We start from the raw sequence: 7,827 nt of genomic DNA, 5'->3' as shown, positions 1-7,827 counted from the left end.
GATACGACGCTTTGAGGCGTTAGGCAACAGGATCCGCACCACAGGGTCGATGCATATGGAGAGAGATCCCTCGCCGACGGACGAGGGGTCTCTCCTTGCGCCCGCTTGACAGGATCCGGGTCATATGGGGACTCAACAACTCGATCAAGGTGATGAAGCGCATGAGCTACGGGCTCGAGACGTTCGAGCGCATGAGGCGTCGCTGCCTTCTGTCCTTGGGCTACATGGGGATCATCAAGCGCGGCGTCAAGATCAACGGCGTGAAGCTCGAGGACCCGAGGCTCTAGCCCAGCCAAAGGAGACGGGAGGTGATGTCGCTTGGCCATGCCGCGCTGCCGCGCAAGAAGGCGGTGATGCCCCTGGGCGATCTGCGCCCCTAGGGCGCTGAAAACTGAATCCGCGAAAATTCGCCCTGCCGAGGGCATAGGTTGCTGTACCCAAAATCGGGTTTGAACAGGGATTTTAGTTGTCAAAGATACGTTCAATTCAGAGAGTTTTGCCTGATGGCGAGTTGATTATCGCGATTATCTACCCAACATTTTGTCTAGAACCGATAACTTACCTTAACTCATGGCCAAAGACATCCCTCACGGAACGCTCCTCATCCCGGGACCTTCTTGAGCGCCATCGTCGCGAGGCAAGAGCCTCCAAACGCGATCGTGAAGGTTGTCAACTCGAACAAGACGGGTGGCAGGGCTACCGCGCTCCCCCAGCCCATCTCCCTAGGGGGTCAAGCAGGAGAGCCCCGAGACCATGAGGAAGGCGGGGACCGCCCATCGCGTGAGCACCACCTGGACCTCGGACCACGCAAGAGCGAGAGCGACGCCAACCTGGGCAACCGAGCCGTTGTCGAGGACGATGACGAACACGTACAAGAGAACGACCGCCGCGGCCCCGAGGGCCCGCGCCCACTCGAAGTAGAGGGCCTTCTGTCCCATGGGGCCTTCGACGCCCATCAGAAGCTCTCCTCGTACTTCCTGCCCAGGAACTTCGCCGCAAGGAAGGCGGTGCCCTTCCTTACCCAGCTGACGGACTCCATGCTCACGACGGGGCGCTCGACGCAGGGAACGCCCTCGGAGTCGAGCCACACGTCGAGCAGGAGCTCCGAGAGCCGCCCCATGCACCGCGCCTCGAAAGGCGTCATGCCCTCGAAGTCGATCATCTCCTCGGCGCGCGCGAGCACGTCGAAGAGCCAGCCGCAATAGGCGCCGAGGACGTCCGCACGCATGACCGCCATGTTGAGCATGTGGGCGTGCGTCATGCGCATACGCCGCTCGAAGGCGAGCAGGCGCTCGGGTGACGTCTCCGAGAGCACCTGGCGCAGCACGTCGATGTGCGCGGGATCGAAGGTGTGGCCGTAGTGGGACTCGATCGTCTCCACATAGTAGCGCCGCTCGCGGGGCAGCAGCACGGGGGCCCTGCCCAGGTCGGCGAGGGCCTCCGCGCCGGTCATCACGCCGCGCTCCCCCGAGCCCGCGAAGTGGCGGCGGTAGTGGACCAGGCCCAGGTGGTCGGCGTCAATGTTCTTCCACGCCCAGTACAGAGCGGTCAATTCGCAGTAGTTCGAGTTCTTCTCGGATATGCCATCGCCCTCGTCATCGCGGGCGAACCCGGGGATGGGGTCCCTCCCCGCCGCGCCCACCTGCACGGGCAGATAGGCCGGGTCGGGCGGCATCCAATAGGGCTTGTGCGACGCCACGGCTATGCGAAGCTCCGCCACGACTAGCTCCCCTGCGCGGTGAGGACCACGCCCACCGTCTGGACTATCAGCTTGAAGTCGGCCCACAGGCCGCATTTCTCTATGTAGAGCAGATCGAGGTCGACCCACTCGTCGAAGGTGATTGCGTCGCGGTTGCGACGCGTCTGCCAGTAGCAGGTGATCCCGGCTTTCACGAGCAGGCGCTGGCGCTGGTAGTCGTCATAGGTCGCCACCTCGCTCGGCAGGGCCGGGCGGGGGCCCACTATGGAGATGTCGCCCTTGAGGACGTTCACGAACTGGGGCAGCTCGTCGAGCGAGAGCTTCCGAAGCCACTTCCCCGCCCGCGTGACGCGCGGGTCATCGGCCATCTTGAAGACGGGTCCCGTCTTCTCGTTGGACTTGCGCAGCTCCTCCAGGCGCTCCTCGGCATCGACGCACATGCTGCGGAACTTGTACATGGTGAACTCGCGGCCGTCCCTCGTCACGCGCTTCTGCCTGAAGATGACGGGGCCGGACGGGTCGTCGAGCTTGATCGCCACCGCGATGATCGCGTACAGCCAGCAGAAGGCCACCAGCACGAAAAGGCTGAAAGCGATGTCGAAGGCACGCTTGACGGCGCGGTAGGCGATGCGATCTTCAACTCCGGTCAGCGTCTTCCCGTCGAGCGCCGCCTCCCGTGATGCGCCGAGACCGGGTGTGCCCACGCAGGCTTCCTCAGCCTGGTCGCCCAACGCCATCTCCCCGCCGTACAGCTCCATGGGCTAGGCGGTCTCCGTATTCGGAGTGAGAAAACCGCCAACCCCTCGCTGGGCCAATTGACCCAGCGAGGGGTTGCGCGAACAGGAGGAGCATGACGCCCCCTCAGTTATGGGCTGTCCCGCATAAGGTACAGGCACGCGCCCGCAGGCGCGCCCTCTCCTTGCCGCGTATTCAGTTGTCAGTGCTTCTTCTGGCAATTACCTTCAATCCTAGCGGGATCTCTTTCGTTCTTCCGCAGATGGTCACCTCGAGCCAGGCCGTGCTCCGGTGGCGGTCGATCCGCTTGATGGGAAAGACGCACCCCAGAAGCGGGCCGTCGGTGACCACCACCTCGTCGCCCTCCTTGACCGCCGTGGACATGGGCACCGCGCGCTTGCCTTCCTTGGTGAACGCCGCCATCCATGCCGTCTCATCGTCGCTCAGGGGGATGAATCCCTTTTCGTTTCTCAGCAGCCGCGCGAACTCGCCCACGCTGCGGAGGATGCGCTCGAGGTCCTCGGGCCTGCTGCTCACCGCCACCAGGTAGCCGGGGATGAGCCTGCGCCTCACCAGCCGGTACGCACCCTGAACCTTCGCCTGCGTCTCATAGCGCAGCGAGAACACCCGCGCGAGCGCCCCTGGCGCCACCGCGCCCTCGTCCTCGAGCTCGGCCGCCTTCTGGCGTATGCGCTCGCACACGACGTCGTCGCGGCCGGCGCTCACCTGGATCACGTACCACCTGGGCATGAAACGCACCCTCCCTGCGCGCAGCGCAAGGAGGCTGAAACCTGCCAAGGCCCTGAAGCCTGTCTATGGTTCACCGCAAGGCCCGCTGCCCTATGCGGCGCCCTCAGACGAGCTTTCAGGCACAGCTCCGCTCCCCGCAATACGCGCGTCAAACGAAAAGATATTCATCCCCTTGACCGAAGCGAAGCTCGCCACAGGCGCAGTCTCCGTCGCATCAAGATATGATTTCAAACCCGCTTAGAATAACCTTCCCCCAACAAAAAGTCTACTTTTCGGCGAGCAAAAAATCGCCCGTGGACCAAATGACATGATTTCCGCACTCAGCGCCAGCGCACGCATGCGCTTCAGCGGCATCTGGGAATACCGCAGGCAAGCGCCGCCCGACGCGCCGCGCTCCTTCCCTACTCCTCGGCTTTGCGGGGGGCTTCGGAGAACTCGGCCACGTCGACCGAGATGGAGTGCTTGATGGGCTTCCAGGTGGCCTTCTTCACCAGCGCCACGAGCGCGATGGGGATGTAGGTGAGCTGGAACAGGGGGAACGTGAACAGGTTGCGGATCTTCTTGGCGCGCGACATGCGGATGGCGTCCCACTCGACGAAGGTGGTGAGCACGCCGAACACGAACATGAACACGATGTAGTTGAACAGGCAGAAGAAGATCGAGGAGATGGAGCTCGCCACCGCGATGCCCACCGACATGGCGCCCGAGAGCGCCAGGATGACGATGGCCGCGTTGAACACCACCGAGATCACCGTGAGCAGCATGCCCGGCGCGATGGTGATGAGCATGTCGTAGCACGCGAAGCGGTAGCCCTTGGGGTTTTTCGCGATGCCGCGCACCAGGCCGCCCGCGTAGTGGAAGAACACCTGGTAGAAGCCCTTCGCCCAGCGGAAGCGCTGGTTCCACGAGTCGCGGAAGGTGATGGGCTGCTCGTCGTAGAGGATGGCCGTGGGGCAGTACGAGATGCGCACGCCGTCGATGACCGACGACACCGAGAACTCGATGTCCTCGGTGAGCAGGTGCCACTTCCAGCCGCCCGCGCGCTTCAGGATGTCAGCCGCGATGAAGAACCCCGTGCCGGAGACCGCGCACGAGGTGTTCAGCGTGAGGCGCGCCTGGTTCAGGAACTTCGCCTCGCGCAGAAACCACAATCCGTAGCCGCCCGAGATCCAGTTCGAGCCGAAGTTCTTGGAGTTGCGGTAGCTCGTGGACGCCTGCGCGCCTGAGTCGAACGTGGCGTTCATCTCGCGGAAGTAGTTCGCGTCGAGCACGTTGTCGGCGTCGAACACGAAGTACGCCTCGTGCCCCGCGTCGGGGAACTGCTCCCAGATGCTCTTCAGGCCGAAGTCGAGCGCGTAGCCCTTCCCCACCTGCTCCTGGTTGAAGCGCTCGAACACGTGCGCGCCCGCCGCGCGGGCCCGCTCTGCTGTGTCGTCGGTGCAGTTGTCGGCGATGATGAAGATGTCGATGAGCTCGGCGGGGTAGTTCTGCGCGCGGATGGAGCCGATCAGGTCGGCGATGACGGCGCTCTCGTTGCGCGCGGCGATCAGCACGGCGAACTTGTGGTTGCGCTTGGCCTCGTGCACCGGCGCGCGGCGCGTGAGCACCACGAGCACGTAGAGCAGCTGGTAGGTGTACATGATGGTGAACGTGATGAAGACGCAGCCGTTGAATATGTCGACGAACGACAACGCCGCCATAGACTCCGCGAACCACTCAAACACCTGCACGCGCTCCTTCGACGGGACGCGCACAGCGTCCGACTCCGCCCTCGCGGGCCTTATGCACCTTGTGCAAACTTTTTGCAAACTCTTGAGAGTATAGCGACCGCGACCTCCCCTGCCCAGCTCTGGCAGGCAAAAGTGACGCTTTTGTACGCATTCGGACACAAGGCGCGCACAATTCTCAGGTCTCGGGGGTGGAGGGAAGGGGATGCGAGGCGGCTGGGGGTTGGGACGAGCGAGGCGGCTGGCGGCTGGGCCACGCCCGCGCTCAGCCCTCCGAGCTCGAGGGCAGGCGCTTCGGGGGGTCGGGCAGGATGCTGCGCGCCGTGGAGGAGGTGAGGATCCCCACGCCCTGGGCGAACGTGCGCAGAAGGAACCCGCGCAGCTCGGAGTCGAGCCCCGCGCCGTGGCGCGCGATGGTGGCGATGTTCTTCGGCAGGTTCTCCTGGAACTCCGACCAGGTGGACGCCTCCGTGCTCATGAGCAGCTCGTACACCGTGTCGATGAACAGCTCGCGCTTGCCCGCGTCCACGCTGTGCAGCCACTCGTCAAGCGAGCGGTCGAACGTCGCGGAGCCGCGCGTGAGCTTCTCGGCGTAGGCGAAGTCGGCCCCCGCGACCATCCACGTGAACGGCGAATGCGACAGGAACGGCGGCGCGTCGGACGCCACGATGGCGTAGTCCCCCCGCCGCTCGAGCATGAGCCCGAACACCGACGAGGAGGGCACCGTCTTGTGCAGCTTGCGCAGGAATACCTCGGAGGACGCACGCGGCGAGGGGTCGTCGAAGAACGACGGGCCGTCGTGGTCGTACACCGCCCCGATGCGCTCGAACAGGGAGTCGTCGCAGGTGAGCGCCGCGTACTGCGCGAGGTTGCCGCCCTTGGAGTGCCCGCCGAGCACAAGCGGGCCCGCCAGGGCCGACCCGACGCCCGAGAGGTACTGCAAGGCCGCCGCCTGCGAGGGAATGACGTTCTTGAACGTGAGGTTGAAGTCCTCCTTCCAGCCCGCCAGCGTGCCGTCGGTGCCGCGGAAGGCCAGGTAGACCGCGTCCGCGCCGCGCACCGCGCGCGGGAGCAGGAAGGCGGCGGCCGAGAACTGCTTCTCGATGGCGCGCGCGTACTCGTTGACGAAGAACGTCACGCGCACGTCGCGCAGCCGGCGGCTCGCCATGACGGCATGCACGAAGCGCCCCGTGAGCTCGGCGTCCTCCAGCCAGCTCGACGCCGTGAGCGCGTCGTGCGGGGTGAGCGCCACCACGTCGTGCAGCAGCACCTCGCGCGACGACTGCCGCTCGACCACGCCCGCCGCGTCGAAGTTGAAGTACACGAGCGACGAGAGCACGAGGGAGTCGACCGGCGTGAGCGCCAGCTCGGCGAAGGTGCGCTGCTCGCGCTCGAGGAAGTCGACGATGGTTTCCATGCGCCTATTGTAGCGCGCCGCGCCACGCGGGCCGCCCCGGCGCGGGCGCTCCACGCAAAGCACGCGCGGCCTGCATGCGCCGTCACCCGGCGTGGTATGATGGACGATACCCGTTTTCCGTGGCGAAGGAGGCTTGAGGCGCGTGCTGACCGTTGACGACCTTGCCTGGCACTGCCCCGCCCGCACGTTCCAGCGCGCGCGGCAGATCGCCGGCCGCGAGAAGAACATCCTCACCAAGCAGGTGCGCTACGGCGCGGGCGAGACCACGATCACCGCCTTCGTCGCCGCCTCGAGCGGCTGGGCCGACCGCTACCGCGTCTCCGTCGACGTCGACGAGGACGCCGGCGAGGTCCTCGACTACTCGTGCACCTGCCCGGCGTTCCTCAAGTACGACGGCATGTGCAAGCACACCGTGGCGCTCGCGCTCTCCTACATCGACGACCCGCAGGGCTTCCTCGGCTACAAGCGCTCGCGCGCGCCCGAGACGAGCCCGTCCGTGGCCGCGTTCATGCGCCGCGCCGAGCGCCTCGCCGCCGAGGGCGAGCTCGCGGGCACGGTGGGCATCGACGTCACGCTCGTCTACGGGTACGAGAGCTGGGCGGCGCGCTTCAAGGTGCGCGGGCCCCAGGGCAGCTACGTCATGAAGTCCGTGAGCTCGTTCGTCGAGGCCGTGCGCACGCGCGAGCACGTCGCCTACGGCAAGAAGCTCGCCTTCACGCACGCGCCGAGCGCCTTCGACGAGCGCGGGTGCGCCCTCGTGCGCTTCCTCGAGCGCGCCGTCGCGCAGCGCGAGCGCACCCCCGACGCCATGCGCTGGCGCAGCTTCGCCGCCCCGTACGTGGGGCGCGACCTCGACCTGTCCGACGGCGAGGTGATCGACCTCATCGACCTTCTCGGCCACGACTCCGTCGCGCTCGAGTGCACCGACGGCAGCTTCAGGCGCTCCTCGAGCGCGCACGTGGTCGACGCCGACCCGCGCATCCCCTTGCGCATCACGCGCCACGAGGGCGGCTACGTCATCATGCGCGACGAGAACGTGGCCTTCGCCGCCGAGGGCGCGCGCATGTACGTGCTGCAGGACGGGATGCTCTTCCGCTGCTCGCCCGCCTTCGCGCGCTGCGCCGACTTCCTGCGCAGCGTCTACCGCTCCGCCGACGACCAGCTGTTCGTGGCGGCCGAGGACATGCCGCTGTTCTGCGCCACCGTGCTGCCCACGCTCGAGGAGACGCTCGCCGTCGACGCGCCCGCCGAGCTCGAGCTCTTGAAGCCCGTGCCCGCGCGCCTTTCGTTCTACTTCGACTACCAGAAGAAGGGCGATCTGATCGAGGTGGACGCGCAGGTGCGCTACGGCGAGCGCGCGTTCTACCTCGCGAAGTCGCCGAGCACCTGCGCGGGCGAGCGCGCGGCGGAGCAGATGGAGCGCGCGGACGGGCGGGCGGCGCGCGGGAGGCGAGGCGCGGGAGGCGAGGCGGGCGGCGGCGCGTCCGCGTCCGCCAGCG

At 66.3% G+C, this 7,827-nt stretch carries 8 protein-coding genes; 2 read left to right on the top strand and 6 right to left on the bottom strand.

The window, feature by feature from the left end; genetic code table 11:
• The first annotated feature begins 161 nt into the window (after positions 1-161).
• A complete protein-coding gene (locus tag G7Y49_RS12375; protein WP_255465937.1) occupies positions 162-287 on the top strand; it encodes a hypothetical protein in 126 nt (41 codons plus the stop codon).
• 435 nt (positions 288-722) lie between these two features.
• Here the strand turns inward: G7Y49_RS12375 and G7Y49_RS11535 are convergent, their stop codons facing one another.
• The 6 genes from G7Y49_RS11535 to G7Y49_RS11510 form a co-directional block, all read right to left on the bottom strand.
• Complete coding sequence (locus G7Y49_RS11535; RefSeq protein ID WP_165173970.1) at positions 723-956, bottom strand: hypothetical protein; 234 nt, start codon at positions 954-956, stop codon at positions 723-725.
• Positions 956-1,720 (bottom strand): DUF4422 domain-containing protein, encoded by a 765-nt coding sequence (locus G7Y49_RS11530; RefSeq protein WP_206214689.1) that lies wholly within the window; start codon positions 1,718-1,720, stop codon positions 956-958. Before G7Y49_RS11530 ends, G7Y49_RS11535 begins: the two co-directional genes overlap by 1 nt.
• Before the next feature lie 2 nt (positions 1,721-1,722).
• Positions 1,723-2,457: a sugar transferase gene (locus G7Y49_RS11525; RefSeq protein ID WP_241157408.1), complete on the bottom strand. Its 735-nt coding sequence runs from the start codon at positions 2,455-2,457 to the stop codon at positions 1,723-1,725.
• Positions 2,458-2,629: 172 nt separating this feature from the next.
• Entirely contained in the window at positions 2,630-3,184 is a 555-nt protein-coding gene (locus tag G7Y49_RS11520) for a transcription termination/antitermination protein NusG (protein WP_165173967.1), read from the bottom strand.
• Between the two features lie 401 nt (positions 3,185-3,585).
• Entirely contained in the window at positions 3,586-4,908 is a 1,323-nt protein-coding gene (locus G7Y49_RS11515; RefSeq protein WP_241157407.1) for a glycosyltransferase family 2 protein, read from the bottom strand.
• 268 nt (positions 4,909-5,176) lie between these two features.
• The gene (locus tag G7Y49_RS11510) at positions 5,177-6,328 is read right to left on the bottom strand and encodes an Mbeg1-like protein (RefSeq protein ID WP_165173965.1); all 1,152 of its coding nucleotides are present in this window, start codon (positions 6,326-6,328) and stop codon (positions 5,177-5,179) included.
• A gap of 142 nt (positions 6,329-6,470) precedes the next feature.
• Between G7Y49_RS11510 and G7Y49_RS11505 the strand changes: the two genes are divergently transcribed.
• The coding region (locus G7Y49_RS11505; protein ID WP_206214688.1) for an SNF2 helicase associated domain-containing protein at positions 6,471-7,827 on the top strand (1,357 nt) is incomplete at its 3' end.

It is taken from the genome of Adlercreutzia sp. ZJ242, from assembly GCF_011038995.1.
GTDB lineage: Bacteria > Actinomycetota > Coriobacteriia > Coriobacteriales > Eggerthellaceae > CAAEEV01.
Note: the sequence above shows the minus strand (reverse complement) of the source record. Positions and strands in the feature narration are given on the sequence as shown.